Source organism: Paraburkholderia gardini, from assembly GCF_907164545.1.
Classification (GTDB): domain Bacteria; phylum Pseudomonadota; class Gammaproteobacteria; order Burkholderiales; family Burkholderiaceae; genus Paraburkholderia; species Paraburkholderia gardini.
On sequence record NZ_CAJQZB010000012.1, the window covers coordinates 1 to 26,389 of the forward strand.

22 protein-coding genes and 1 tRNA gene are annotated in these 26,389 nt (G+C 61.4%); 12 read left to right on the top strand and 11 right to left on the bottom strand.

What is annotated here, in order from left to right; all coding sequences use genetic code 11:
* Positions 1-129: 129 nt before the first annotated feature.
* From LPA37_RS10825 to LPA37_RS10835, 3 genes are all read right to left on the bottom strand, one after another.
* A tRNA-Ser gene (locus LPA37_RS10825) sits at positions 130-220 on the bottom strand.
* 142 nt (positions 221-362) lie between these two features.
* Positions 363-1,661, bottom strand: a complete 1,299-nt coding sequence (gene serS / locus LPA37_RS10830; protein ID WP_229012546.1) for a serine--tRNA ligase — start codon at positions 1,659-1,661, stop codon at positions 363-365.
* Positions 1,662-1,751: 90 nt separating this feature from the next.
* The gene (locus tag LPA37_RS10835; protein WP_229012547.1) at positions 1,752-3,065 is read right to left on the bottom strand and encodes a replication-associated recombination protein A; all 1,314 of its coding nucleotides are present in this window, start codon (positions 3,063-3,065) and stop codon (positions 1,752-1,754) included.
* A gap of 243 nt (positions 3,066-3,308) precedes the next feature.
* Between LPA37_RS10835 and cytX the strand changes: the two genes are divergently transcribed.
* The gene (gene cytX / locus LPA37_RS10840) at positions 3,309-4,625 is read left to right on the top strand and encodes a putative hydroxymethylpyrimidine transporter CytX (protein ID WP_228974747.1); all 1,317 of its coding nucleotides are present in this window, start codon (positions 3,309-3,311) and stop codon (positions 4,623-4,625) included.
* 38 nt (positions 4,626-4,663) lie between these two features.
* Here the strand turns inward: cytX and speB are convergent, their stop codons facing one another.
* A complete protein-coding gene (gene speB, locus LPA37_RS10845; RefSeq protein ID WP_228974749.1) occupies positions 4,664-5,662 on the bottom strand; it encodes an agmatinase in 999 nt (332 codons plus the stop codon).
* Positions 5,663-5,870: 208 nt separating this feature from the next.
* On the opposite strand from speB, the gene LPA37_RS10850 reads away from it, so the two are divergent.
* Positions 5,871-6,809, top strand: coding sequence for a LysR family transcriptional regulator (locus tag LPA37_RS10850; protein WP_228974751.1), 939 nt, complete (start codon positions 5,871-5,873; stop codon positions 6,807-6,809).
* Here the strand turns inward: LPA37_RS10850 and lolA are convergent.
* Both lolA and LPA37_RS10860 read right to left on the bottom strand, forming a co-directional pair.
* Positions 6,806-7,531 (bottom strand): outer membrane lipoprotein chaperone LolA, encoded by a 726-nt coding sequence (lolA, locus tag LPA37_RS10855; RefSeq protein ID WP_228974752.1) that lies wholly within the window; start codon positions 7,529-7,531, stop codon positions 6,806-6,808. The genes LPA37_RS10850 and lolA overlap by 4 nt on opposite strands.
* 129 nt (positions 7,532-7,660) lie before the next feature.
* Positions 7,661-9,976 carry a DNA translocase FtsK gene (locus tag LPA37_RS10860; protein ID WP_229012548.1) on the bottom strand — a complete coding sequence of 772 codons (2,316 nt, stop codon included), beginning with the start codon at positions 9,974-9,976 and terminating at the stop codon, positions 7,661-7,663.
* A 336-nt stretch (positions 9,977-10,312) separates the two neighbouring features.
* Between LPA37_RS10860 and trxB the strand changes: the two genes are divergently transcribed.
* From trxB to pal, 6 genes are all read left to right on the top strand, one after another.
* Complete coding sequence (gene trxB / locus LPA37_RS10865) at positions 10,313-11,314, top strand: thioredoxin-disulfide reductase (protein ID WP_228974757.1); 1,002 nt, start codon at positions 10,313-10,315, stop codon at positions 11,312-11,314.
* A gap of 155 nt (positions 11,315-11,469) precedes the next feature.
* Positions 11,470-12,255 carry a Smr/MutS family protein gene (locus LPA37_RS10870; protein WP_228974760.1) on the top strand — a complete coding sequence of 262 codons (786 nt, stop codon included), beginning with the start codon at positions 11,470-11,472 and terminating at the stop codon, positions 12,253-12,255.
* Positions 12,256-12,268: 13 nt separating this feature from the next.
* On the top strand, positions 12,269-12,889 hold the full coding sequence (locus LPA37_RS10875) for a trimeric intracellular cation channel family protein (RefSeq protein WP_228974762.1): 621 nt from the start codon (positions 12,269-12,271) through the stop codon (positions 12,887-12,889).
* 290 nt (positions 12,890-13,179) lie between these two features.
* Positions 13,180-14,124, top strand: a complete 945-nt coding sequence (locus LPA37_RS10880; RefSeq protein WP_228974764.1) for a metallophosphoesterase family protein — start codon at positions 13,180-13,182, stop codon at positions 14,122-14,124.
* Between the two features lie 34 nt (positions 14,125-14,158).
* The gene (locus LPA37_RS10885) at positions 14,159-14,506 is read left to right on the top strand and encodes a cupredoxin domain-containing protein (protein ID WP_228974767.1); all 348 of its coding nucleotides are present in this window, start codon (positions 14,159-14,161) and stop codon (positions 14,504-14,506) included.
* Between the two features lie 699 nt (positions 14,507-15,205).
* Positions 15,206-15,709: a peptidoglycan-associated lipoprotein Pal gene (gene pal / locus LPA37_RS10890; RefSeq protein WP_228974769.1), complete on the top strand. Its 504-nt coding sequence runs from the start codon at positions 15,206-15,208 to the stop codon at positions 15,707-15,709.
* Positions 15,710-15,920: 211 nt separating this feature from the next.
* On the opposite strand, the gene LPA37_RS10895 is transcribed toward pal, so the two are convergent.
* Positions 15,921-17,522, bottom strand: a complete 1,602-nt coding sequence (locus LPA37_RS10895) for an APC family permease (RefSeq protein ID WP_229012549.1) — start codon at positions 17,520-17,522, stop codon at positions 15,921-15,923.
* Positions 17,523-17,787: 265 nt separating this feature from the next.
* Between LPA37_RS10895 and LPA37_RS10900 the strand changes: the two genes are divergently transcribed.
* From LPA37_RS10900 to LPA37_RS10915, 4 genes are all read left to right on the top strand, one after another.
* A complete protein-coding gene (locus LPA37_RS10900) occupies positions 17,788-18,201 on the top strand; it encodes a hypothetical protein (RefSeq protein ID WP_229012550.1) in 414 nt (137 codons plus the stop codon).
* Positions 18,202-18,406: 205 nt separating this feature from the next.
* On the top strand, positions 18,407-19,027 hold the full coding sequence (gene petA, locus LPA37_RS10905; protein WP_229012551.1) for a ubiquinol-cytochrome c reductase iron-sulfur subunit: 621 nt from the start codon (positions 18,407-18,409) through the stop codon (positions 19,025-19,027).
* 302 nt (positions 19,028-19,329) lie between these two features.
* Positions 19,330-19,659 carry a DUF1840 domain-containing protein gene (locus tag LPA37_RS10910; protein ID WP_228974776.1) on the top strand — a complete coding sequence of 110 codons (330 nt, stop codon included), beginning with the start codon at positions 19,330-19,332 and terminating at the stop codon, positions 19,657-19,659.
* Between the two features lie 807 nt (positions 19,660-20,466).
* The gene (locus tag LPA37_RS10915) at positions 20,467-20,871 is read left to right on the top strand and encodes a BspC domain-containing protein (protein ID WP_228974779.1); all 405 of its coding nucleotides are present in this window, start codon (positions 20,467-20,469) and stop codon (positions 20,869-20,871) included.
* A gap of 3 nt (positions 20,872-20,874) precedes the next feature.
* On the opposite strand, the gene LPA37_RS10920 is transcribed toward LPA37_RS10915, so the two are convergent.
* From LPA37_RS10920 to LPA37_RS10935, 4 genes are all read right to left on the bottom strand, one after another.
* On the bottom strand, positions 20,875-21,306 hold the full coding sequence (locus LPA37_RS10920; protein WP_228974781.1) for a MarR family winged helix-turn-helix transcriptional regulator: 432 nt from the start codon (positions 21,304-21,306) through the stop codon (positions 20,875-20,877).
* A gap of 129 nt (positions 21,307-21,435) precedes the next feature.
* A complete protein-coding gene (locus LPA37_RS10925) occupies positions 21,436-24,597 on the bottom strand; it encodes a bifunctional diguanylate cyclase/phosphodiesterase (RefSeq protein WP_229012552.1) in 3,162 nt (1,053 codons plus the stop codon).
* A complete protein-coding gene (locus LPA37_RS10930; RefSeq protein ID WP_229012553.1) occupies positions 24,594-25,388 on the bottom strand; it encodes a substrate-binding periplasmic protein in 795 nt (264 codons plus the stop codon). Before LPA37_RS10930 ends, LPA37_RS10925 begins: the two co-directional genes overlap by 4 nt.
* 356 nt (positions 25,389-25,744) lie before the next feature.
* Positions 25,745-26,386 (bottom strand): DsbA family oxidoreductase, encoded by a 642-nt coding sequence (locus LPA37_RS10935; protein WP_228974787.1) that lies wholly within the window; start codon positions 26,384-26,386, stop codon positions 25,745-25,747.
* Positions 26,387-26,389 lie beyond the last annotated feature (3 nt).

A 26,389-nucleotide genomic window follows, 5' to 3' on the forward strand; every position in this document is an offset into this window, starting at 1 on the left:
GCAGTTGCGCTTCGCTTCGCTCGCTGTGATCAACTTACGGTGGGACTTGCACCCACAAGAGTGCGCCCATGCTGGGCGCACAAATCAAAAACCCCGCACGACTTTCGTCGTGCGGGGTTTTCTGGATTCTGGCGGAAAGGGTGGGATTCGAACCCACGGTACAGCAAAACTGTACACCGGATTTCGAGTCCGGCGCATTCGACCACTCTGCCACCTTTCCGGCATTGTTGACGCTCTGCCTGTTCGCTTCTGCGCCAATCCTCAAGCGGGTCGCTGCTCGGGGAAGCGAAGATTATAGAACAGTTGAAACCGCTTTCCAAGTCCCTTTTTGCAAAAACTCGTGAAGACCCGGCGCGATGCGCTCAGGCGACCTCAGGCGCTACCAGACGTTCGATTCCGCCCAGATACGGACGCAGTGCCATCGGCACCGTCACCGAGCCATCCGCGTTCTGATAGTTTTCGAGCACCGCGACCAGCGTGCGGCCCACCGCGAGGCCCGAGCCGTTCAGCGTGTGCACGAGTTCCGGCTTGCCCTGCGCGTTGCGATAACGCGCCTGCATGCGACGCGCCTGGAACGCTTCGGTGTTCGAACAGCTCGAAATCTCCCGGTACGTGTTCTGCGCGGGCACCCACACCTCGAGATCGTAGGTCTTGGTCGCGGAGAAACCCATGTCGCCCGTGCACAGCGTGATCACGCGATACGGCAGCTCGAGCTTCTGCAGGATTGTTTCAGCGTGCACGACCATTTGCTCCAGCGCGTCATACGACGTTTCCGGCGCGACGATCTGCACCATCTCGACCTTGTCGAACTGATGCTGGCGGATCAGGCCACGCGTGTCGCGGCCGTACGATCCCGCTTCCGAGCGGAAACACGGTGAATGCGCGGTGAGCTTAACGGGCAGCGCGTTCTCATCGAGAATGCTGTCGCGCACCGTGTTCGTCAGCGAAATCTCAGACGTCGAAATCAGGTACTGCGTGACCGTGTTCTCACCGCCGCCCTTCTCGACGCGGAACATGTCGTCGGCGAATTTCGGCAGCTGGCCGGTGCCGTACAGGATTTCCGGATTGACGATGTACGGCGTGTACACCTCGGTATAGCCGTGATGCTGCGTGTGCGTGTCGATCATGAACTGCGCGAGCGCACGATGCAGACGCGCGATCTGCCCGCGCAGCAGCGTGAAGCGCGCGCCCGAGAGCTTCGCGCCCGTTTCGAAATCGAGGCCGAGCGGCGTGCCGACATCGACGTGATCCTTCACCTCGAAATCGAACTGGCGCGGCGTGCCCCAGCGGCGCACTTCGACGTTGTCCGTTTCGTCGCGACCGGCCGGCACGCTTTCGTGCGGCAGGTTCGGCACGCCCAGCAGCAGATCCGACAGACGCTTCTGGATATCTTCCAGCTGCGCCGCTGATGCCTTCATTTCATCGCCCAGACCGCCCACTTCGGCCATCACGGCCGACGTATCCTCGCCACGCCCCTTCATGCCGCCGATCTGCTTCGACAGGCTGTTGCGACGGGCCTGCAGCTCTTCGGTACGGGTCTGGATGGCGCGGCGTTCGGCTTCGAGTGCGGAGAACGCGGCCACGTCGAGGATGTAGCCGCGGTCGGCGAGGCGTTTCGCGACGCCGTCGAGGTCTTTACGCAGCAGCTGGATGTCGAGCATGGGATTGGGGCGGGTATTCGTTGTGTGAAGGTGCGATTTTAGCGCAACCGGCCGGCGGATCAGCCGCGCGGCACGGCGTTGTGCGCGGCATCAATCTTTCTTCTGCCTGTTCTCGCTGCGCCATTGCGCATCGAGTTCACGCAGGCGGTTCATCTTGTCGGCGATCTTGCCTTCAAGACCGCGCGGCGTCGGTTCATACCAGTGCGGCTCGCGCACGCCATCGGGCAGATAGGTTTCGCCCGCCGCGTACGCGTCGGGCTCATCGTGCGCGTAGCGATAGTCGTGACCGTAGCCGAGCTCTTTCATCAGCTTCGTCGGCGCGTTACGCAGGTGGACGGGCACGCCGCGCGACTGGTCCTTGCCGACGAACCGGCGTGCCTCGTTGTACGCCATATAGCCCGCGTTCGACTTCGGCGCGACCGCAAGATAGATGATCGCCTGCGCGAGCGCGAGCTCGCCTTCGGGCGTGCCGAGACGCTCGTAGGTTTCGGCAGCGTCGAGCGCGATGCGCGCGGCGCGCGGATCGGCCAGACCGATGTCCTCCCACGCCATGCGCACGATGCGCCGCGCGAGATAACGCGCGTCCGCGCCGCCGTCGAGCATGCGGCAGAACCAGTACAGCGCGCCGTCCGGATTGCTGCCGCGCACGGATTTGTGCAGCGCGCTGATCTGGTCGTAAAACGCGTCGCCGCCCTTGTCGAAACGGCGCAGGTTTTCGGTGAGCGCGCTACCCAGCAACGCGCCATCGATTTCCGTCGTCTTCTGCTGGGCCGCGGCCCGCGCGACGATTTCCAGGTTGTTCAGCAGCTTGCGGCCGTCTCCGTCGGCGGAGCCGATCAGCGCGTCGCGCGCTTCGTCCGTGAACGTGAGGCCGCCGAGTTCCTTCTGCGCGCGATCGAGCAGTTCGCGCTGCTCGTCGTCGTCCAGACTTTTCAGCACATAGACAGCGGCCCGGGACAGCAATGCGCTGTTCACCTCGAACGACGGGTTCTCGGTGGTCGCGCCGACGAACACGAACAGCCCCGACTCGACGTGCGGAAGGAACGCATCCTGCTGGCTCTTGTTGAAGCGGTGAACCTCGTCGACGAACACGAGCGTCTGATGGCCGTGCGCACGATGCACCTGCGCGGTCTCGACGGCCTCGCGGATGTCCTTCACGCCCGACAGCACCGCCGACAGCGCGATGAACTCCGCATGAAACGCGGCGGCCATGAGACGTGCGAGCGTGGTCTTGCCGACGCCGGGCGGACCCCAGAGGATCATCGAATGCGCCTCGCCCGATTCGAACGCGACGCGCAGCGGCTTGTTCGAACCCAGCAGGTGCTTCTGTCCGATCACTTCGTCGACAGTGCGAGGGCGTAGCCGCTCGGCGAGTGGCACGTTGGCACGGATTTCTTCAAACATGGCGTTTTGTGGATAATCTCGCATTCGGTACGGCAAGGCGCGTGCACGGGCGGCACGCCTGCACGGTCCTGCATTATGACAGCCGGCGGACCGGGGCGAGATGCGCGCACGCGACGTTAGCCATCCGGCCAGGGTCACGGCGCGCCACGCGCGCGGCACAATGCGGTCGTGGTGTCCGAAGCGGGGCGCGCGCGTTGACCAGTCGCATCGAGATAAATCAGCAACACACAGGGACACCTTTTGATGGCAAACGATCCAGTCTCCGGCGAAGCCGGTTCTACTTACGCTCCGCTTACACCGGTGCCGGATTCGCGGCGCGCGTTCCGCACCGGCGACGCATTCGCCCTGTGGTTCTCGCTCGGCATCGGCCTGCTGGTCGCGCAGGCGGGCGCGCTGCTCGTGCCCGGCCTGTCGCTGCCGCATGCGCTGGCTGCGATCGTGATCGGCAGCGTGATCGGCGTCGTGTTGCTGGCGCTGGCGGGCGTGATCGGCACCGATACGGGGCTCGCGGCCATGTCGTCGCTGCGGCCCACGCTGGGCGTGCGCGGCGCCTCGGTACCGGCGGTACTCAACGCGGTGCAGCTCGTCGGCTGGGGCTCGTTCGAAATCATCGTGATGCGCGATTCCGCCGATGCGCTTGCCAGACAGTCGTTCGGTCTTTCGATGCCACTCGCCTGGACGGTGATCTTCGGCGTACTGGCCACGCTGCTCGCGATCAGCGGGCCGCTCTCGTTCGTGCGGCGTTTCCTGCGCACCTGGGGCATCTGGCTCCTGCTGGCGGGCGCGGTGTGGCTCACGTGGAACCTGCTCGCGAAACACGATCTCGCCGCGCTGATGCAGCGTCCAGGCACGGGCGAAATGCCGTTCGGCGGCGCAATCGATCTGGTCGTTGCAATGCCGCTTTCGTGGCTGCCGCTGATCGCGGATTACACGCGCTTTGGCCGTCGCGCGGGCGAGACGTTTCGCGGCACGCTGCTCGGCTACGGCATCGCGAACATCTGGTTCTATGCGCTCGGCGCGATCTATGGCCTCGCGGCCGGCGGCGGCGATACCTTGCTGACCGCGGCGCTCGCGCAGGCCGGCGGCGGTCTCGCGCTGCTGCTGATCCTGATCGACGAAATCGACAACGCGTTCGCCGATATTCACTCGGCTGCCGTGTCGACCGGCACGTTCTGGACCCGTATGGGTGTGCCGCTGCTTTCGGCTTCGTTCGGCGCGGTCTGTACGGTAATCGCTCTCGCTGTGCCGATGGCGAAGTACCAGAACTTCCTGCTGCTGATCGGCTCGGTGTTCGCACCGCTCTTCGGCGTGGTGCTGGTGGATCACTTCATCGTCCGCAAGCGTCGTATCGATGCGGCGGTAATCGGCGACGTGCGCGGGCGCTATGGTTTCTCGGGTGGCTGGCACGTCAGCGCGTTCATCGCGTGGGCGATCGGCATCGCGGCCTATCAGGCGATCAATCAATGGCTGCCGAATCTCGGCGCAACACTGCCGGCGCTTGCGATCGGCGCCCTGTGTTATCTCGCCTTCGTGTCCACGCGGCGCGCAGCGTACGCGTAAATGCAAATGGCCCGCTCACATCGCGGGCCATCCGGTTTTTACGCCTGGCGTGTTGCCGGCCGATACTCGACGCCCGGCAGCACACACAGCAGCTCATACGCAAGATTCGCCCCGAGCAGCGCGGTCGTGCCGAACGGATCGTAGGGTGGCGCGACTTCAACCAGATCGCAGCCGACGATATTCAGCCCATGCGAGCCGCGGATGATCTCGAGCGCCTGCGGCACCGTCAGCCCTGCGATTTCCGGCGTGCCCGTGCCCGGCGCGAACGCCGGATCGATACCGTCGATATCGAACGTGATGTACACCGGGTCGTCGCCCATGCGCTCACGCACGCGCGACATCAACGGCGCCAGCGACTGGTTCCAGCACGCTTCGGCCTGCACGACTTCGAAGCCCTGATCGCGGCACCAGTCGAAATCCTCCGCCGCGTAGCCGGTACCCCGCAGGCCGATCTGCACGACGCGCGAGGTATCCAGCAGCCCCTCTTCCACCGCTCGGCGGAACGGCGTGCCGTGGGCGATCTTCTCGCCCATCATCGTGTCGTTGACGTCCGCGTGGGCGTCGACGTGAATCAGACCGACCTTGCCGTGCTTGCGGTGAATCGCGCGCAGGATCGGCAGCGCGATCGTGTGATCGCCGCCCAGCGTGACCGGCTTCGCACCGTGCTGAAGAATCTCGTCGTAGGCGGTCTCGATGCGCGCGATCGAATCGAGCAGGTTGTACGGGTTGATCGCCACGTCGCCGATATCCGCGACGCGCAGCGAATCGAACGGCGCCGCGCGCGTCGCCATGTTGTACGGGCGAAGCAGGACCGATTCCGAGCGGATCTGGCGCGGGCCGAAACGCGCGCCCGTCCGGTTCGACGTCCCGAGGTCGAACGGCACGCCGACGAAGCACGCGTCCAGTCCCTCAGCCGATTCGACGTACGGCAGCCGCATCATCGTCGTGATGCCGCCGCAGCGAGCCATCTGGTTGCCTGAAAGCGGTTGCGGATGCTCCACGTTGGCGTCGGGGAAAACGAAGGCTGAAGGTTTCATCGTGGCTCGCCCATGAAAGAGATGTAAATCGTGCGAAGGAGGTCTGGCTTACATGGGGTAATCCCGATCAATCCAGAACCCGGTCGAATTCTCATTCTTGTGCACTTTTCGCGAATGTAAAATGCGAACAGAATAAACTTCACATTCATCGGCATCGATGTTTCCATGCCGGCTCATCGCGCCATGCCGCGCCACACCGCACAACGCCATGTTCTCCCAGCTCACCGACCTCGATCTACGGCTGATCCGCGTGTTTCTGGCAATCGTCGACGCCGGCGGCGTCACGGCCGCGCAGGCGACGCTCAACATCGGCCAGTCGACGATCAGCACCCAGCTCGCCACGCTCGAAACGCGCCTGGGTTACCGGCTGTGCGAACGCGGACGCGGCGGTTTCGCGCTGACCGCGCGCGGCGCGCAGTTCGTCGACGCCGCGCGCACCCTGCTCTCGGCGATGAATACGTTCGGAATGCAGGCTCGCAACGTCGGAAGAAAGCTGGTGGGCACACTGGGGATCGGCATGATCGGACACACGCCGGTGTCGGCAAGCGCGCGGATCAGCGAGGCGATCCGCCGCTTTCGCGCGCGCGACGAATCCGTGCGTTTCTCGATCCTCGTGCGCTCGCCGGGCGAGCTGGAAGAACTGCTGCTGAGCGAGCGCATTCAGGTGGGAATCGGCTACTTCTGGCACCGGGTGCCGTCGCTGGAATACACGGAAATTTTCGCCGAAGACCAGTTCGCGTATTGCGCTAAGGATCACCCGCTGTTCGCGCGGGCCGGCGGCATCGACCCGGCCGAAGCCGCGCAGCACGCATGGGCATGGCGCAGCTATCCGCTGCCCGAAGCCGGAAGTTCAACGGCAACGCAGAACGTGACGGCCGTGGCCGACAACATGGAGGCGGTTGCGATGCTCGTGCTCTCCGGCTGCCATCTCGGCTATCTGCCGGAGCACTACGCCGCGCCGTATCTGAAGGCGGGTTTGCTCGCCGCGCTGAATCCGCAGGCGATGCGCTACCGCGTCGCGTTCCAGATGGTCACGCGTGCGCGGCAGCATCGCACGGATATCGTCGAAGCATTCATCGACGACATGAAGGCCGCCCATCCGCCGGGCGAAGCAATCGCCGCAAACGAAACGGGCGGAAACGCCTAGCCGTTGATCACATCCGCGCCCTTCGGCACGGTGAACTTGAACTGGTTCGGCGTGAGCGGCGGATTCTTCTGGATGTTCGAGAACGTCAGCAGCGTGACGTTACCGAACACGTCGTGCAATTCCATCGCCTCCAGATTGCCGTCACGAAAGCCGATACCGACGCGCTGAAACTGCGTGTCCTTCGATTTCGGCGTGAGTTCGAGCCAGTCGATGCCATCCTTCACGCCCGCGTCGCGCAGCGTGAAGTTCTTGTCGAGATCGTTGCTGCCGAACAGGATCGCTGCCGGACTCGCGCCGAGCGCGCCGCCCAGCGTGCGCACCGTGACCTGGTTCAGGTCTTTGTCGTAGACGTAAAGCTTGTCGCCGTCGGCCTGCAACACCTGTTCATACGGCTTCTCATACGACCAGATAAATTTGCCGGGCCGCGCGAACAGGAACGTGCCGCTCGATGTGCCGCCCGACTTCGGCATCGTCGACAGCGCGCCGCTCGCGCCCTGCGCGGCACTCGGCGCCTTTATTTCGCGCTGCACGAACGTGCCACGCGCCGCATGCACCTGCGACACAAACGCCTTCAGTTGCTCCGTTCCGCTCGCGAAGGCCTGCGACGCGAACAGCATCGATGCGCCCACCGCGACGCTACCCACGACGCGAACCAGCGAACGCGTCACCTGAAGGAACGCGAAACGGGAAACACGGGCATTCAGCCCGATTTGTTGCTGCATGTCTTTCTCCATGGAAGGAATCCGTAGCCGCGACCGCAGCCGTTTCCGGAATGGCGGCGGTGGCATGACGCGCTTCATGCCGCCGCCGCGTATTGATCGTTGCAGTCAGATACCGGCAATCGAACCGGCTCAATCGGCCTCGCGCACTGGCACGAGAATCTCGCGATTGCCGTTCGACGACATCGCCGAGACGATGCCCGACTGCTCCATCTGTTCGAGGAGCCGCGCGGCGCGGTTGTAGCCGATGCGCAGATGCCGCTGCACCAGCGAAATCGACGCGCGACGGTTTTTGGTGACGATCTCAACAGCCTGATCGTAAAGAGGGTCCGACTCGCCGCCGGCCGCTCCGGTTCCCGCGGCGCCCGCGGAACCTTCGTCGCCCTCGCCCAGCACGCCGCCTTCAAGGATGCCTTCGATGTAGTTCGGCTCGCCCTGCTCCTTGAGCTTGTCGACGACACGATGCACCTCTTCGTCCGATACGAACGCGCCGTGCACGCGCACCGGCAAGCCGCTTCCCGGCGGCAGATACAGCATGTCGCCCATGCCGAGCAGCGACTCGGCGCCCTGCTGGTCGAGAATCGTGCGCGAATCGATCTTCGACGACACCTGGAATGCCATCCGCGTCGGCACGTTGGCCTTGATGAGGCCCGTGATCACATCGACCGAAGGACGCTGCGTCGCGAGAATCAGGTGAATCCCGGCCGCGCGTGCCTTCTGCGCGATCCGCGCGATCAGTTCCTCGACCTTCTTGCCGACCACCATCATCAGGTCGGCGAGTTCGTCGATCACGACGACGATGTTCGGCAGGCGCGCCAGCGGTTCCGCGTCGTCCGGCGTGAGGCTGAACGGATTCGGGATCTTTTCCTCGTGCTTCGTCGCTTCGTCGATCTTGTTGTTGTAGCCGGCGAGATTGCGCACGCCGAGCTTGCTCATCAGCTTGTAGCGGCGCTCCATTTCGGCGACCGCCCAGTTCAGCGCGTGCCCGGCCTGACGCATATCCGTGACCACCGGACACAGCAGATGCGGAATGCCTTCGTAGACGCTCATTTCGAGCATCTTCGGATCGATCAGGATCATGCGGACCTGCTCCGCGCTCGCCTTGTACAGCAGCGACAGGATCATCGCGTTGATCCCGACCGACTTGCCGGAACCGGTCGTGCCGGCCACCAGCAGGTGAGGCATTTTCGCGAGGTCGGCGCACACCGGCTTGCCGCCGATGTCCTTGCCGAGGCCCATCGTGAGCGGCGAGGCCGCGTCCGCGTAGACGGCGGAGCCGAGAATTTCGGACAGCGTCACCGTCTGGCGGCGCTGGTTCGGCAATTCCAGCGCCATGAAATTCTTGCCCGGAATCGTCTCGACCACCCGGATCGACACGAGCGACAGCGAACGCGCCAGATCCTTCGCGAGACCGACGATCTGGCTGCCCTTCACGCCCGTGGCCGGCTCGATTTCGTAACGCGTGACGACCGGACCCGGATACGCCGCGACCACGCTCACATCGACGCCGAAATCCTTCAGCTTCTTTTCGATCAGACGCGACGTGAATTCGAGCGTGTCGGCGGAAATGGTTTCCTGCATGGCGGGCGCCGGATCGAGCAGCGAGATCGGCGGCAGCGTGGAATCGCCAGGCAGGTCGGTGAAAAGCGGCACCTGGCGTTCCTTCTCGACGCGCTCCGATTTCTCGGGCTTGACCACCGGCGGCACGATCATCACCGGCTCGTGTTCCTCGATGCGCACGCGGCCCTGCTCGACCTTGCCTTCACGTTTGACGGCCGCCGCTTCGCCGAGCTTGCGGTCGCGGCCCGCTTCGCGGCGCAGCTTCGCGAACGTCACCGCCGAAATGATCGATTCGCCAACGCGCTCGCACACCGACAGCCACGAAAAGCGGAAATACAGCGAGAGGCCGATCGCCAGCACGATCAGGAGCGCGAGCGTGCCGCCCGTGAAGCCGAGCGCGTGCGACACGCCATGCGCGACCGCTTCGCCGATCACGCCGCCCGGCGCGCGCGGCAACGGCACCTTCAGCGACCACATGCGCAGCGCCTCGATGCCGTCACAGGCGAGCAGCACGAGCACGAACGCGCACGCTTCGGCGAGCCAGCTGTGGTCGCGCGGCGCGTCTTCGTCGATGGCTTCGTGCCGGGTGATGCGGCGATAGTTGGCGGAAATGCGCCGCGCGAGCAGGACGACCCACCAGTACGCGGACAAGCCAAAGAGGAGCAGCAGGATATCGGACGTCCAGGCGCCGACGCGGCCGGCCCAGTTCGCGATGTGGTCGACCTGCGCGGCGTGGGTCCAGCTAGGATCGCGCCGGGTATAGCTGACGAGCGCCATGAGCAGGAAAACGCCGAGCGCGACCTGCAAGATCCAGCGGATTTCGGTGAAGAGGCGCGACATGCGATGCGGCAATGCCTGCGCGTTCGCGGAATAGGTAGCTTTTGCCATTGATCCTGTAGCGTGTGCGGCCCGGAACGGGTTGCCGGAGACGCCCGGCCGCCGTTCATTCGATGCGGCCTATTGTAAACGCACTGTTACGCCCACGGCTGTAAATGACGGTAACTGCCGCCCACGGCTGTTCACCCGCCGCAACGGCCGGAAAATCGCCCGGGATCGCCAGAAACCGGCAAAAACGTCCGGAACGCTATCGAACCGATCACAAAGCTTCATGAAGCAGCGAGAGGCCTCGCCCTTTATAATGCCGGACGAACACCCATCTACTGTTTCGACACAAGTCATCCGGCATCGCACAGGCGAGCCAGACGCTTTTTACGGATTTCGATCATGCCCGCACCCACGAAACACGCCAAGGTTCTGATTCTCGGTTCCGGCCCTGCCGGTTACACCGCCGCTGTCTACGCCGCGCGCGCCAATCTTTCGCCGGTGCTCGTCACGGGTCTGGCCCAGGGCGGCCAGCTGATGACCACGACCGATGTCGAAAACTGGCCCGCCGACGGCAACGGCGTGCAGGGTCCAGAATTGATGCAGCGCTTCCTGGAGCACGCGGAGCGCTTCAACACCGAAATCATCTTCGATCACATTCATACGGCAAAGCTCGACGAAAAGCCGATTCGCCTGATCGGCGATTCGGGCGAATACACGTGCGATTCGCTGATCATCGCGACGGGCGCATCGGCACAGTATCTCGGCCTGCCGTCCGAAGAGCTGTACATGGGCCGCGGTGTGTCCGCCTGCGCCACGTGCGACGGCTTCTTCTACAAGCAGCAGCACGTTGCCGTCGTCGGCGGCGGCAATACGGCCGTTGAAGAAGCGCTGTATCTGGCCGGCATCGCGAAGAAGGTCACCGTCATCCACCGTCGCGACAAGTTCCGCGCTGAGCCGATCCTGATCGACCGCCTGCTGGAAAAGCAGAAGGAAGGCATCGTCGACATCAAGTGGAACCACGTGCTCGACGAAGTGAAGGGCAACGAAGGCGGCGTGAACGGCCTGCGCATCAAGAACGCGAAGACAGGCGAAACGACCGATCTCGATCTGCAGGGTCTTTTCGTCGCGATCGGTCACAAGCCGAATACGGACATCTTCGCAGGCCAGCTCGAGATGAAGAACGGCTACATCATCACGAACGGCGGTCTCTCCGGCAATGCCACCGGCACGAGCGTGCCGGGCGTGTTCGCGGCCGGCGACGTGCAGGATCACGTGTACCGTCAGGCCATCACCAGCGCCGGCACGGGCTGCATGGCCGCACTGGATGCGCAGCGTTATCTGGAAACGCTCCATGACGAAGCGCTTGGCGAACATGTGATGAGCGCCGAAGCAGACCGGTAAAATAGCGTCAGGGCGCCACCCGACGCAGATCAAGGGCCGCGGCCGCGAGGCACGCGGCCCTTTTTGCATTTTTTATGTCCGGTGCGGTGTTCGTGCCCGTATCCACGTTTTCCCGTTCAAACGCATTCTCCGCACCTGCCGCGCGACTCATCGTCATGCCGAAAAATCTGCCCCATCCGAACGAACCGAAACGTCCACGTTCCACCCCTGCTGCCGCATCGCGTGCAGAGCAGGCGCCGGGCGCGCCCAGAAAGCCGTTGCTCGACCCTGCTGCCGGACTGGCGGGCCTCGGTGCATTGCGCGACGCGTTGAAGGTCGACACGCAAAAACGCGAGCGAGCACGTGCCGAAGCCGTGCAGGCAAAGCGTGAGGCTTCCGCCGACGCCGATCTGTTCCGCCGCGAGATCGGCTCCGTGGCACCGCTAGCCGTGCCGCCGCGTGCGACACCGCCGCGCAACCCGCCATCTCCACTGCCCGTGCAGACGAAGCTCGACGAGGAAGCCGTCCTGCACGAAGCAATCTCCGACGAATACGATCCCGAGGTGCTGCTGGAGACCGACGAGACGCTGTCGTACTGCCGGCCGGGCGTCAGCCAGGAAGTGGTGCGCAAGCTGCGGCGCGGCGCGTGGATCGTGCAGGCGCAACTCGACCTGCACGGCATGCGCCGGGACGAAGCACGCGAGGCGCTCGCTGAATTCATCCGCGAATCGGTGAAGCGCGGGTTGCGCTGTCTGCGTGTGATTCACGGCAAGGGCCTGGGCTCGATCGGCAAGGAGCCGGTGCTGAAGGGCAAGGTGCGCGCGTGGCTCGTCCAGAAATCGGAAGTGATCGCGTTCTGTCAGGCCCGTCCGCACGATGGCGGTGCGGGCGCGGTGCTCGTGCTGCTGCAGCCGGCCGCCGTGGCCGCCCATCACTATCATCCCGACCAGCTCAAACCGTAATGGAGCGTCATTGATGCATCCGAGGCTCACGCTCGCATTCGCCGTCATGGAGGCGATTGCGATCATGGCGTATTCCATTTCCGGATTTATCGAGGCGAGGACGCGTCGTCTCGACGCGGTCGGCACGTTTCTGGTCGCGCTGGCGACGGCGTTCGGCGGCGGGACGGTGCGGGACGTGCTGCTTGAAAGACGCCCGTTTTACTGGGTCCAGCACCAGAACTACGTGCTGGTGATTTTCGTGATGTCGCTATTTGCGCCGATGACGTTCCGGGCAATCTCGCGGGTGATTTCCGAGCGCGTGCTGCTGGTGGCGGACGCGATCGGACTGGGACTCTTCAGCGTCTCGGGGACGTCGCTTGCGCTCGACGCACAGATGCCGTGGTTCACGTCGGTGATGATGGGGGTTTTGACCGGCGTTTTTGGCGGCGTGATCCGCGACGTGCTGTGTAACGAGGTTCCGTTGATCCTGCGCGATTCGAGACCATACGCCACGTGTGCGTTCGCCGGGTGCTGGATTTATGTTCTGCTCGATTACATGAACGTCGATACGGTTTATAGCGTGCTGATCAGCACTGCGTTCATCCTCGTCGCGCGGCTTGTAACGTTCAGGCTGAACGTGCGGTTGCCGCATTGAATCGCGCCAGACGAAGCATCATCGATTGACGGGAAACGTCAGAACGCCTTCGTTCCCGACCGCTACGCACATCCCTCTCCTTTGCCTGGGGCAACCGGCAAGGCGACCTCCCCCTCACGCGGCGTATAACGCGCCGCGTTGACAAGACGACATATCAGGCGCCGGCGATGCGACTCCAGAGGGTGGAATAAAACGGACGTCGCGACGGTCTTCACATCCAGACCGGCCAGGACGGCCCGCTGGATGAGCTGGCGGATGACCTCCTCCGGAACCCTGATCGAGAGGAAACCATGTCGTCAGATCTTCCTTCCCAACCGTCGCGCCGCAGCGCGTTGAAGTGTCTCGCTTTCGGCGGTACAGGCACCCTGTTTGTGCTTGCCGGTGGTGTCCTCACACCAACGGCGCTCGCCCTCGCCGCCAGTCCGAAAGACACGTCGGCGATGTCGGGCGTTCCGCTGTTCCTGCAGATCAGCGACTCGCATATTGGCTTTAACAAGGAAGCCAATCCGGATGTCGCGGGCACGCTCAGGCAGACGATCGAGTTCGTCAATGCAATGCCGGCCAAACCGGCCCTGACGATTCATACGGGCGATATCACCCATCTTTCCAGAGCCGCCGAGTTCGATCTCGCGGCCCAGTTGCTGTCGGAGCTGAAGATCACTGAGTTGCATACCGTGCCCGGTGAACATGATGTGACAGACGGGCCCGGAACCGGGTACTTCAGCCGCTTCGGCAAGGCCTCGAACAACAGGGGTTATTACAGCTTCGACCACAATGGCGTGCACTTCATCGGGCTCGTCAACGTGATGCATTTCAAGCCGAATGGTCTCGGTGGCCTTGGCGACGACCAGCTTGCCTGGCTGGGAAACGATCTGAAGAGTCGTTCGTCCAGCACACCGATCGTCGTCTTTGCACACATGCCGATGTGGACGATTTACGAGCCGTGGGGCTGGGGCACCGGCGATGCCGGCCAGGCGATGAGCTATTTGAAACGCTTTGGTTCGGTCACCGTTCTGAACGGCCATATCCATCAGATCGTTTCGAAGGTGGAAGGCAATATCACCTTCCATACCGCACGCTCGACCGCCTATCCGCAACCGGCTGCCGGCAATGGACCGGGACCGATGCCGCTCACTGTATCGAGCGGCCAGCTTCCGGGGATGCTTGGCGTGACCACCATCACCGTCTCGCAGCACCCGCTCAAGGCAACGCTTGCCGACACGACGCTCGCCTGACGCCAGGCATCGCTCAACTGTGAGGATTCAGCTCATGCAATCCGCTATTTTTCGTCGCGCCTTCGCTGTTTGCCTCGGAGGCGGAATACTGATGTCGATGCTGGTTTCCGGGATCACTGCCGCGCAGGCGCAAGAGGCCAATGCTGTCGTGATCAAGAACTTCATGTTTTCACCGATGTCGCTGACGGTCAAGACGGGATCGACCGTGACGTGGAAAAACCTCGACGGCGAACCGCATACGGTTGTGAACGACGCCGGTATTTTTCGTTCGGCAGCACTCGATCAGAACGATACGTATCAGTTCAGATTTGACAAGCCGGGGGTTTATAAGGTGTTCTGCGGGATACACCCGAATATGAAGGAAACCATTACGGTGCAGTAGGGGAAGGCGGCGCCGGCGCGGGTCCACCGGGCAAGCGGGAAATACGGACTCGTGTGGAAGCAGAATTATTGCCGTCCGGAGAAAGCTGATCGTTCGGTCAGGCAACACGCGAAACGCCACGCGGCACACGTGAAAAAACGGATCCGGCTGAGGACACCGGATCCCAAAAGATCGTCCCCAACACAAAACCAAGGGGACGTCCGGACGTTTCGCCTGCTGCCTCTGGCAGGCAACCTTTAGCTAATCTATTTCGCCTTCCTTAAACGAGGCTTAAGCAAGGGGATTCGTTGACCCTGGCCTGCTCTCACGGTGAGAATTTTTCAAAACCCTTTCATTACTCATTCCGGTTCAACAAGACTCGCCGGGCGTGAACCCAGGTGGCATTATTCATGTCGAAATGACAGATAACACGAGACCTGTTATAGATAGCTGACGGAACATCAAATCCGCATCCGCAGATGTTTACCGAATCGTCAGCGAGTCTTTAATCCGTGCCAAAGAGTGCGATGAAGCATAGCGACCAGGCCAGATTAAAAATTGCTTACTCCATGTCGTTGAGTATAGAAGGCCGAAACCTGCATCCCTGTCTTGCGTATCAACTGGATATCGTCGTTCGCGACGTCAACCTATCCCCGCTCTCGAGCGGTAACAGTAGTCCTGTGGAGGCGCGATTGCGCCTTCGGTCAGAGGAGACCTGCCATGACCAGGATTGGATTCTGCGCAGCCATACTCATGGCGAGCGTTCTCGCCGGGTGTCATTCGGGTGTAAAGCTAAACCAGCAAGGAGGCGCCACTCAGGGCAACTCCGCAAGCAGTCAACCGGCAAATGTCGGACCCACCGTAGTCGACGAACTTGACAATCCGAATGGGCCGCTTGCAAAGCGAAGCATCTACTTCGATTTCGACAGCTATACGGTGAAGAGCGACTATCAGCCGCTGCTTGAAGCCCATGCGAAGTATCTTAGAGCTCACCCGAATCGTCATGTGCGGATTCAGGGCAACACCGACGAACGCGGAACAAGTGAATACAATCTTGCGCTGGGTGAAAAGCGCTCGGAAGCAGTACTCCACGATCTCGAAACCCTTGGCGTACCCGACTCGCAACTGGAAGCGGTGAGCTTCGGGAAGGAAAAGCCGATCGCCCTGGGTCACGACGAGGCATCGTGGGCGCAGAACCGGCGAGCAGATCTGGCCTATCAGTAAGCTCGCGTGTTTGGGAAAAAGCGCGATCGTCCGCTAGCAAGGTCGATCGCGAGTACGTCCGGGTCCGGATTCAGTATCTCCCGGGCTCGACTCAAAAGCCGGTGAAATACGACCGCCTTGAGCCCCGTGTCGATGCCCGCGACAAACGCGAGCAAACATAGCCAGCCCAACGCTACCGGTTCACCGGCATCTTCACGCGCGGAGTGATCGTCTAGCTCGTCCGGTCCATCCGCTCCATCATGGCCGATGTTTCATTCGCGCCCAGCGCGCAGCGCATCGCGAGCGCCATCACGATCACGCTCCAGATCGACACCAGCAGAATGTCCCAGCCAAAGCCGATCACGCCGCGTCCACCGCCGATGCCGCCGAGCCACGACAGTAGCCAGATTCCGCCGAACCAGGGCAGCAGCCACGAAATGTTCTTCCAGCCGAACGCGGCCGCTGGCTTTCGCATGACAAAGTGGTAGTAAATGGCGTACAGCACGAACCCGATCGCGACCATCGAAAAGAGAAAGCTATTGGTTTTGAGTCCCGTCCAGTAGATCACAAGGTTGCTGCAGATGAACGCGAGCGGTGCGATCACGGATGCTCCCGTCATGCGAAACGGCCGCTTGAGTTCGGGCAGATTGCGGCGCAACACAAGTAACGCAATCGGGCCCAGCCCGTAGGTCAGAACCGTAATGGACGTGATGTAATTCACCATCTGCTGCCATGCGGGAAACGGCAGCAGGAAAATTGCGCCGACCACCCACATCACGAGCACCGACAACCACGGCACCTTGTTGCGATTCAGCTTTATGAGCCACTGAGGCCCTGCATCCATTTCGCCGGCCGCGAACAGGATGCGCGAACCGCCGGTGACATACATCAGCCCTGTACCGCCCGGGGAGATGTATGCATCGATGTATAGCAACGTCGCCATCCAGCCAAGTCCCAGGGATGCCGCGAGGCCTGCAAACGGCCCCATCTCGCCCTTGAAGCTCAGATTGGCCCAGCCATGCGCCAGGTCGGCCGGCGACAACGCCCAGATGAACGCGACCTGAAGCATGATGTAGATCGCGGCTGCGATCAGTACCGCGCCGATGACGGCGAGTGGAATATTGCGGTGAGGATTCGCCGTTTCTCCGCCGAGGTCGATGGCCGTGCGAAAGCCCAGATAGCTGAAGACGATCCCGGCTGCCGGGAGAGCCGTAAACATACCTGAGAGCTTGTAGGTATCAGGTGCCGCACTCATCACCGACCAGTGCGTACTTGCCATCATCAACCCAATGATGGTGAGTACAGGCACCAGAATTTTCCAACATGTAATGGTCGAATTGACGTTGAGTAGCCATCGGACAACCATCAGGTTCAGCAACGCCATGATCCCGAGAAGCGCGGCGCACGCGACGAAGCCGGTCGTGGTCAGCAGACCTTCGCTCCCGGGGCGAATGAAGTACGGCAAGTAGTTGTTCGCATAGGTCACGATCGCTTCGGTCTCGACCGCCGGCACCGGCACGTACGCGAGGAAGAGCAGCCAGCACCAGATGCGGCCGAGACCCTCGCCATGACTCGCATGGCTCATGTGCACCAGCGCGCCGCTACGCGGAAACAGCGCGGCCAGTTCCGCGAAACATAGCGCGATCAGCATGATGATGACTGCGCCGAGAACCCAGCTTCCGATACTTAACGGTCCGGCGATTTTCGCTGCATGGTACGCGCCGAATAGCCAGCCCGAACCGATAATGCTCGTCGTGCTGGCAAGCAGAAGTCCTACGACTCCGGCATCGCGCCGTAGTTTTCCCGATAACGTCAGGCTTGAGATAGTACTCATGTTGACCTCCCCGTCCCTCGATTCGCCAGCGTATATTTTCTTTTTTCTTTGCGGCTGAGACCGTCGCGCTCTTCACGTTGTCCGGCACGGAAGGGGCGTGACTTCATGTATGGTTGGACAGAACCTGATGCAAGAAAATCCCTGAAACAGCCAACGACGAAACTTGAACCGCCTTGCGGTCACCCTTCAGCCGTTTCCTCGCGCTCCGGGTCCTGTCCGCTCCAGTTTCGGCCAGCATTGGAAATATGTCACGTTATGACCTATCATGGTTTTTCTACTGCTATTTTCCTGTTTTCTTTCAGAAAAGAAAGAATGGTGGTCCGGTATGTGCAAGAAAAACCCGGCCGGCATGCGTTGCGGAAATCGAAGCGTGAAGTATTTTCTGATCGCGTTATTCACGGTCTTGCCCTCGTCGATGGCGAGCACGTTTTCGGGTACGCCCATGGAGCGTCGCATCGACGTCGCGATGGTTACCGTGGATCCGGATTCACCGCATATGGCCAACCACGTCGCGCCCTGGAAAGCTGATCTGGCGCGTATCACCTATACGCCCGCACGATCGAATAACGGACCGGTGATCTCCCCCGCATTGCGAAACAATGAAAACTACAATGGCGGCTGGCGCGCCCGTTTGCACGGTGACAGGTTTGAATGGCAGTTGCACGGAAACACGAAATGATCGTTTAACGTGACCCACAGCGTCGGTTCGTTGTCGACGGTATCGCTCTCCCACCCAGACTCCATCTACGCGAGACCCGTCTTTTCGGGCATCGCGGTTAAAAAGCAGGCACTTCGTAAAGTCTTTGACATTTCGGATCTACCCCGAACGCATCGACGCAATGACACTCAAACGCATATAGGCGCTCGAATGGATGGAGTGCGAAATGAGCGAGTATCTGCACGAAGGCCTGAATATCGATCGCCGCAAATGGCTGATCGCAACATCGATTGCTGGAGGCGCTGGAGGGGTTGCCGCGCTGGTGCCATTTGTCGACTCGTTCGCTCCGTCGGCAAAGGCCAGGGCAGCTGGCGCGCCTGTCATGGCGGACATCAGCAGGTTGCAGCCCGGCGACATGATGACTATTGCGTGGCGCGGCCTGCCAGTGTTTCTCGTCAACCGGACGGAGAAAATGCTGGCTGACGTCGTGACTGCAGACCCAATGGTGGTCGATCCCACGACAAAACATCCGTTTTCCATGCCGCTGCCGGAATATTGCAGGAACACGTACCGGTCTCGCGGGGATCATCGGAACATTCTCGTCGTCGTAGGCGTCTGCACGCATCTCGGCTGCACGCCGCGCCCCCGGTTTCAGGAAGGCGCACAGGCTAACCTGCCGGACAACTGGCCTGGGGGCTTCCTGTGTCCCTGCCATGGCTCCACGTACGATCTCGCTGGGCGAGTATTCAAGGACAAACCGGCACCGCAAAACCTGGATGTACCGCGCTATATGTTTGCGTCCACGACGAGTGTGGTGGTGGGGCAGGATGAACGCGGAGAGGCATGAACGAACGCAGCGTACAGCCCCTTTCGCAGATCCGGGCACGTCTCCTTCTGATTAAAACATCGAAACCCTGTTCACCTGAATCCGAAGCCCTTGCATGGCTGCCCGAGCAGCTCCTTTAAATTTATCACGTTGTGATATAAAATTAAGACAGGTCTTCTCATGACCATATCTGGCGCTGCAAGGGCCGATACCGGAACAGGAAACCGAGTGCGGAGCCTGCGCGCGCCACAGGGAGGACACGCTCCAGGTCCAATAAACAGGACTCCGCCATGCGGAAGACCTCTACGCAAGGAGGTCTCATCATGCTGGTTACGTTTCAATCCACTGCCGCGCCTGACGTCGTCATGCTCAGGAACCTCGCTCAATACCTCCTTGGCCTGATTGGCAAGCGCCTGGACACGCGCGGGGTAATCGCGCACGACGAATTGCCTCACGTGATTGCCCGTCTGGAGGCGGCCATTTCCGGGGAGACCGACGCCGAAACTGCGCTCGAAGCGCTCTATACCGTCTGGGGTGGGCATCACTACGACGTGAATGAAGATCGTGGTGGGGTTGCACACCGTGCGTGGCCGCTGCTCGACATGATGCGCGAGGCCCAAAAACGGAATGCCGATATTATCTGGGGTCTATAGGGAATCTGAGCCGGATGCCGTGCGGTAAGCGGCTCAGGCGCATCAGGTAGCCCGCGCCGCCAGTACATTTCGACGAATGCGGCTTCACGGGACAGTTTGCCTTCACACCAAACCTGCGATTCCGCAGGGTCTGACGCCGCATCATGAATACGCTCGACTCACCCGTTATTTGCCGGTCATCGAGACTTTCTGCCTGCAGACAACTTCTTGATTCTGTGTCGTCCGGCACTCCGAATGATCTCCCGGGTTTTTCCCAATGTCGGCCTTAAGTTTCGTTTAAGCCCTTCACAATAAAGTCGACCGGGCCTCAACGAATTATCGACTTCGTCGTCTGGTCGTATCTTCGAGGGGTCTGCGTGCCTTGATGCTTATATCGGTAACGGATTCGTGCTTGCGACCCGGTTCGGATTGAACCATCAAAGCGCAGTCATGCAGTGTTCTGGCAATTCGGTTTTACGGGGTGGCCTGCCAGCCTGCTTCCCTGTAGCGTGGCTGGCATTCAGGACCCGCGCACACCGCCGGGTCCATTTTTTATCCTGCGCCGCCGTGGCACCCGACACGTCGCGATGATCAATTTCACATCCCGGATAACCGTGCAGCCCACGTGCCCTCCGGTTTGCCAGATGCACTGGATGGATGCTGTGTTTAAGTCCGGCTTAAGGCTTCCGCCATACATTCAATCACGATCCAATCGGGGGCAAAGCATCGCAGTGCAACGATCCTCACCATTCGTGCAGATACCGCATGTATACTCGTCGGCTATTTTGCTGCCATGAGGTTCCCCGCTTTCAGCGGTCATCCTGTTCCATGAAGATCATCTCCGCGTTTTTTCTGCTCCTGGCCTTTAGCCTGGCCTGCCACTACGCGGACGCACAGCCGCAAGACAGTTCTCCGGACGACTACGCCTATCTCAGGCGCATGCATGTTCCTGGCGTAGTCGTGAATTGCGTGGCCGCGTTCGACCGCTGGGTAAGAACCACACCGCGCTATGACCTGTTCGTGATTTCAGAACGCCATGCGCTGAAGGCCACCATCCTGAAGGGCAAGCGGATTTCCCGCGACACGACTCCGCTGCCGGTCGACACAGTGGTGAAGACATCTGCTTTTGCCAAGGTCCGTGGCAAGTATGTGTGGATGCCCGTCAAGGCGACGTGCAATTTGTGGCATGGGCACGTGATCGGTCTTTCCGCACAACCTGTGAATATTCACTGACCGTCATTCTTGCGGAGGTGTCCGGTTGAACGCCCATCCGAAGGCCTCGATTTCCAGCTTGTGTTTCGACGCGAGTCGCGCAAGACACCGCTCCCCTTTGACTGTCAGGTGCACTTCGACCTGACGCCCGTCTGCCCTGCTCGCACGACGCAAGACAAGTCCGTTCGCCTCGCAGCGCGACACCAGCGCGACGGTGCCGTGCGGCGCCGCCTGAAGCCGCTCCGCCAGTTCGCCGACCGTTGCCCAGTCACGCCCCGCGAAGCCGCGGACGTGCAACATCAACTGATACTGCAGGGACGTGATGCCTTCGGTATGCGTCACCTCCTCCGAGAAGCGAAGAAACCGACGCAGCTGATAGCGAAAAAGCGACATCGCTTCGATATCGTCCTTGGTCGGCACGCCCGCCGAAACTGCAGGTTTCCTGCGCGTCGTCATGCTGTTGGTTCCCGTGCTCGAAATGGACTGGTTGAACCGACATCATACTCACGATCTTCCAGCGCATGCATGCACGCACACGTATCGCACGTGCGCGTGGCACCAGTTGCCCCTTTGATGAAGAACGGATCAGTTCAGCGTGCCTGAATCGACGCTTCGTTCATCGTTTCCTTCCACCTGATCCGTTGCCTGATCCGCGGCGCCGAAGCTGCTTGCGAACTGCTCGAAGCCTTCGATCGGCAGCGGTTTGCAAAAGAGGAAGCCTTGATAGGCATGGCAGCCTGCCATGGCAAGAAAATCCCTTTGTGCTTCGTTCTCGACGCCCTCGGCGATCACACCCAGGTCGAAGCTTCGCGCGAGCGCCACGATGGTTCTCGCAATGTCGGCGTCGTTGGGGTCGTCCAGGATATCGCGCACGAACGACCGGTCGATCTTCAGTTGATCGAGAGGCAAACGCTTCAGGTAAGAGAGCGACGAATAACCAATGCCGAAGTCATCCAGCGAGAACGTCACACCGTACGCCCGAAGCGCCCTCATTTTTTCGATGATGTCCTCGACATTCTCGACAAGCACGCTTTCGGTCAGTTCCAGCTTCAGCCGGTCCGCCCTCGCACCCGTTCGCTGGATGACCGTCAGCACGCCCTCCACGAAGTCAGGCTCCCGAAACTGGCGCGCGCTGACGTTCACCGCAATCGACAGATGCGCCATCGATGGGCGCGTCGCCCACCCGGCCAGCTGGCTGCACGCGGACGCAAGGACCATCTGTCCAATCTCGAGGATCAAGCCGGTCTCTTCCGCGAGCGGAATGAATTCGCCTGGCGGGATCAGCCCGCGCACCGGATGCACCCATCGCACGAGCGCTTCGGCGCCGGTTATATGACCGCCGTCGATGACCTGCGCCTGGTAGTGAAGCACAAACTGGTTCTCTTCAATCGCGTTGCGCAGACCCACCTCCAGCTCCGCCCGCTTCAGCACGACGGTCTGCATGGCAGGGTCGAAGAAGCACATCGCGTTGCGGCCGCGCTCCTTGGACTTGTACATCGCGAGATCGGCCTGCTTGAAAAGCTCGTCGGTGGAGGTTTGCTCTCCATCGAATACCGCCACGCCAATGCTTGCGGTGCTGCGGAACTGGACGCCGCTCAACTGATAGGTGCTGCCCAGTACGGCGAGAATCCGCTCGCCCACCGCCTCGGTCTGCGCAGTCGCCGTCGCCTTGTCGAAGCTCAGGTTCCCCAGCACGACAACGAACTCGTCGCCGCCTACCCGGGCGACTGTGTCGCCCTCGCTCACGCTGCTCGACAGACGGTAGGCAACCTGCCGCAGGAGCATGTCGCCCTTGTCATGACCGAGCGTATCGTTCAGCGTCTTGAAGTGATCCAGGTCGATGAACATCAACGCACCGCAGACCTTGTCCCGGTGGCTGCTCGCCATCGACTGCCTCAGCCGTTCAAGCAGCAGAGCGCGGTTAGGCAGGCGCGTGAGCGTGTCATAGAACGCGAGTTCACGGATTTTCTCTTCCGACTTCTTGCGCTGCGTGATGTCGTGGTGCGTGCCGACGTAATGTGTCACCGCGCCGCCTTCGCCGGTCACCGCTGAAATCGTCAGCCACTTGGGATAGATCTCGCCGTTCTTCCGGCGACCCCAGATTTCACCCTGCCATCCGCCGACGCGGCGAATGGTTTGCCACATCTCCTTGTAGAACGCGGCATCGTGAAGGTCCGACTTGAGCAGCCGCGGCGTGCGCCCGACGACTTCCTCGGCGGCGTATCCAGTGCATTCGGTGAACGCCGAGTTCACGCGAAGTATCGTGCTCTCGACGTCAGTGACCATCATGGCTTCCTGCGAATCGAACGCCACGGCGGCAATACGCAGTTCCGCCTCGATCTGCTTGCGCTCGGTGATGTCGCGACCGCTTGTACGAAAACCGATGAAGCCACCTCGTGCATTGCTGATCGGCACCCACGAAACCGAAAGCCACACGTGCGAGCCATCCTTGCGCACACAACGAAACTCGAGATCGTCGCCGCGATACCCCTGCAGACCTTTCTGGAATTCCGGCGCCACGCGCGGAATGTCGTCCGGGTGAATCAGCGTGCGGGAGAAGTCGGGCATCGCCATGCATTCCTCTACCGTATAACCCGTGTAGTGCTCGACTGACGGGTTGATCCAGCGCGGCTTGCCGTCCTGTCCCCACCAGATCTCCAGATTCACGGTGCAGTCTGCGATCGCGCGGAATTTCTCTTCGTTTTCGCGCAGTTCCTGCGTCATTTTCGACGCCAGACGCATCGCACGCCCGCGCCCTGTCATCATGAGCCAGCTGAGGAGTGTCAATAGCAGGCTTAAGCCCGTACCGGCGCAGGCGATCAACACTTCAGCGTTACGCCCGAGGCGCGAGCGGAATTCGTCGAACGCGCTGACGGAGAGCATCCAGTCGTGTCCGTTGACGACCAGATATTCATTGGTGGAAATCAGTGGCGTCGTGTGCCGGTTGCCGGCATCCGACGTTCGATAGAGCAGCGTTGCCTTCGATGGCGCCACGCCGTCGTAGATCGCGAACGCGAGCCCGTTGGGCTGCTCGCCGTAGAGACTGGCGATCACGTCGCGCATGCGAAACGATGCGTAGACCCAGCCGGTAATGTGCGCACGACGCTGCGCGACGTTGTCCTGCGTCTCGCCGGGTGCGTAGACCGGCAGGTACATGATGAAACCCGGCCTGCGGTCAGCACCCATATCGGCTGACAGACTCACCTTGCCCGAAAGCGTCGCCATGCCGGAATCACGCGCCTTTTCGAGCGCGAGCCGGCGCACCGGATCGTCCCAGGCGTCGAAGCCGGGCGAGCTGCGCGCGGGACCCACATAGGGCTCACGCTGAATGACCGGCGCGTAATCCTCGCGACTTCCCGGAGGCTGAATCGCGTATCCGGTGACGCCTTCCTCGCGCATTTTCGCGACGTGTGCGTCCTTGCGCGCCGCCGGCACCCATTCGACGACACCCACGGCGTGAACCCCGGTAAAGTTCACGTCGAGATTAAGCGCGTTGACATAGCTGCGGAACTTCGCACGATCGATCATGCCGCTCGTGGCAAACAGGCTCTGCACGCCGCGCAGCATGAGTTCATACGTCGCCATCCGCTGTTCGATGCGGCTGACCGCATCGCCCACCGAATATTCGAACTGGGTGCGCAGTTCGTTGCGGGTGGCTTGCCGCTCGTGATTCCAGACGCTCCACGTCACGCAAAGCGACGTCGACAGGACGAGCAGCGGCAACAGGACGGAACGCGCCCTGCTCACGGTGTCGCCTGAAAGTTGACCATGGAATTAGCGAGGTCCGGCTTGAAGTATTTGTCGAAAATCCGGCGCACCGTGCCGTCAGCGCGCATCTCGTCCACGAGCGCACGCCATTTCGCCCGTTCCGCGGCCGGGAGCGCCTTGTTCGACATGATCAGACCGTGCGGCACCGACGGATCGTTGAATTCGATGATGGTCGTCACGTCGCGAATCTTCTTCTCGTCGATCGCGGGATAATCGAAGGGCTCGATAATCATGCCCTGGATGCGGTGCAGAATGAGCGCCTGATACAGCGGCTCCAGGCCGCCACCCTGGCTGACACGGTTCTCCGACGCGAGCTTGTCGACCAGCGCGTTCGCCGAATCGCTATAGCGGAAACTGCGAATCACGCCGAGCTGCGCGTGTTTGTCGTTCTCGAAGTCCGCGACGTTATGAATGCCAGCGTCGTTGCGAACGAGCAAATAATATTTGTTGCTGAAGTACCACGCGAATGACGCGTACTGGTTACGCTCGTCGTTGGCGATACCTGAAAGGCTGAAGTCGAGCGCGCCGGATTCGATCAGCTTCCAGATCCGCGCGCGCGACATCAGGCTGACCTTGATCTGGCAGCCGCTGCGGCGAATCAGTTCTTCCGCGAAATCCTTGTCGATGCCGCTATCCGTATCGAGCGAATAAAGCAGGCCATGGTCGTGCAAACCGAGTGTGAAGGGTCGGGAACAATCCGGTCCAGCCGCAAAGGCATTGCCTGTGCAACATACCGCCAGTAGCACACCACCAAGCCAGTTTCGAATCACAGTGCCTCCGCAGCGGAACGTCGCATCGTTGAATTGTTGTCCGCAACCCCGACCCGACGGGGCGACCCACCGGCCGTGCCTTGCAAATTCCAGCCTGTTCAGGTCTTCGTGTGCCCTTCCTGGTGCGGTGCGTCCGGCGATGAACGCCCAGGAATCGGGTAAACAAATCCTCCGCACGCATTATCGGCAATAGTTCGCGATTCTTGAGCGGTGCAGGCGATTTTTTCTGACCGGATGTTCAGAGCCCGACCGGGTAGATGATCGCCCATCTGCGAAACCAGCGTTTGAAATCGCCATCGCCGGATTGATGCAATTTCGCCGGCTTGCCTCGCCCATCGTCCCGCCCGGCCTGAACGTTACGTTTCGGACAGAATCTGCTGGATGGCCTGCTCGAAGGTTTCCACGGGTTGCCCGCCGGACACCAGATAGCGCTGGTTGAAGATGATCGCCGGCACCGAGTGGATGCCCATCGCCTGGTATTTCTGTTCTTCGGCGCGAACGTCGTCTGCATAGCGATCGCTTTGCAGCACATCGCCTGCCTCCGCGGCGTCGAGTCCCACGGACCGGGCCGCTTCGACCAGGACTTCGTGGTCACTCGGGTCCTTGCCCCCGGAATGGTAAGCCCGCAGCAGTGCCATTTTGAGCGGCAACTGCCTGCCTTCGATACCGGCCCAATGCATCAGGCGATGCGCGTCGAAGGTGTTATAGACACGCGTACGCGGGCCGAACGCAAAGCCCACACTCTCGCCCCGCTCACGGATCATGGCTTGTGTTTCGGCGATCTGTTCCGGTGTGCGTCCGTATTTCTTGCCGAGATAGTCGACGATAGCCTCGCCGCCAGTTCCCATCTCCGGATTCAGCTCAAAGGGATGCACGACGATCCGGGCGTCGACCGCTTCGCCAAGTCGCGATAATGCAAGCTGAAGTGAAGACAGGCCGATCGCACACCACGGGCATGCGATATCGGAAACAAAATCGATTGTCAGTTGTTGTGTCATCGC

Bases quoted from the DNA above. Each gene is read 5' to 3' on its own strand.
- serS (WP_229012546.1), bottom strand. From the start codon at position 1,661: ATGCTCGACATCCAGCTGCTGCGTAAAGACCTCGACGGCGTCGCGAAA.
- lolA (WP_228974752.1), bottom strand. From the start codon at position 7,531: ATGCAGCAACAAATCGGGCTGAATGCCCGTGTTTCCCGTTTCGCGTTC.
- trxB (WP_228974757.1), top strand. From the start codon at position 10,313: ATGCCCGCACCCACGAAACACGCCAAGGTTCTGATTCTCGGTTCCGGC.
- cytX (WP_228974747.1), top strand. From the start codon at position 3,309: ATGGCAAACGATCCAGTCTCCGGCGAAGCCGGTTCTACTTACGCTCCG.
- LPA37_RS10915 (WP_228974779.1), top strand. From the start codon at position 20,467: ATGAAGATCATCTCCGCGTTTTTTCTGCTCCTGGCCTTTAGCCTGGCC.
- LPA37_RS10885 (WP_228974767.1), top strand. From the start codon at position 14,159: ATGCAATCCGCTATTTTTCGTCGCGCCTTCGCTGTTTGCCTCGGAGGC.
- LPA37_RS10935 (WP_228974787.1), bottom strand. From the start codon at position 26,386: ATGACACAACAACTGACAATCGATTTTGTTTCCGATATCGCATGCCCG.
- LPA37_RS10880 (WP_228974764.1), top strand. From the start codon at position 13,180: ATGTCGTCAGATCTTCCTTCCCAACCGTCGCGCCGCAGCGCGTTGAAG.
- LPA37_RS10875 (WP_228974762.1), top strand. From the start codon at position 12,269: ATGCATCCGAGGCTCACGCTCGCATTCGCCGTCATGGAGGCGATTGCG.
- LPA37_RS10860 (WP_229012548.1), bottom strand. From the start codon at position 9,976: ATGGCAAAAGCTACCTATTCCGCGAACGCGCAGGCATTGCCGCATCGC.
- LPA37_RS10895 (WP_229012549.1), bottom strand. From the start codon at position 17,522: ATGAGTACTATCTCAAGCCTGACGTTATCGGGAAAACTACGGCGCGAT.
- LPA37_RS10870 (WP_228974760.1), top strand. From the start codon at position 11,470: ATGCCGAAAAATCTGCCCCATCCGAACGAACCGAAACGTCCACGTTCC.
- pal (WP_228974769.1), top strand. From the start codon at position 15,206: ATGACCAGGATTGGATTCTGCGCAGCCATACTCATGGCGAGCGTTCTC.
- speB (WP_228974749.1), bottom strand. From the start codon at position 5,662: ATGAAACCTTCAGCCTTCGTTTTCCCCGACGCCAACGTGGAGCATCCG.
- LPA37_RS10900 (WP_229012550.1), top strand. From the start codon at position 17,788: ATGGTTTTTCTACTGCTATTTTCCTGTTTTCTTTCAGAAAAGAAAGAA.
- LPA37_RS10850 (WP_228974751.1), top strand. From the start codon at position 5,871: ATGTTCTCCCAGCTCACCGACCTCGATCTACGGCTGATCCGCGTGTTT.
- LPA37_RS10910 (WP_228974776.1), top strand. From the start codon at position 19,330: ATGCTGGTTACGTTTCAATCCACTGCCGCGCCTGACGTCGTCATGCTC.
- LPA37_RS10835 (WP_229012547.1), bottom strand. From the start codon at position 3,065: ATGTTTGAAGAAATCCGTGCCAACGTGCCACTCGCCGAGCGGCTACGC.
- LPA37_RS10920 (WP_228974781.1), bottom strand. From the start codon at position 21,306: ATGACGACGCGCAGGAAACCTGCAGTTTCGGCGGGCGTGCCGACCAAG.
- petA (WP_229012551.1), top strand. From the start codon at position 18,407: ATGAGCGAGTATCTGCACGAAGGCCTGAATATCGATCGCCGCAAATGG.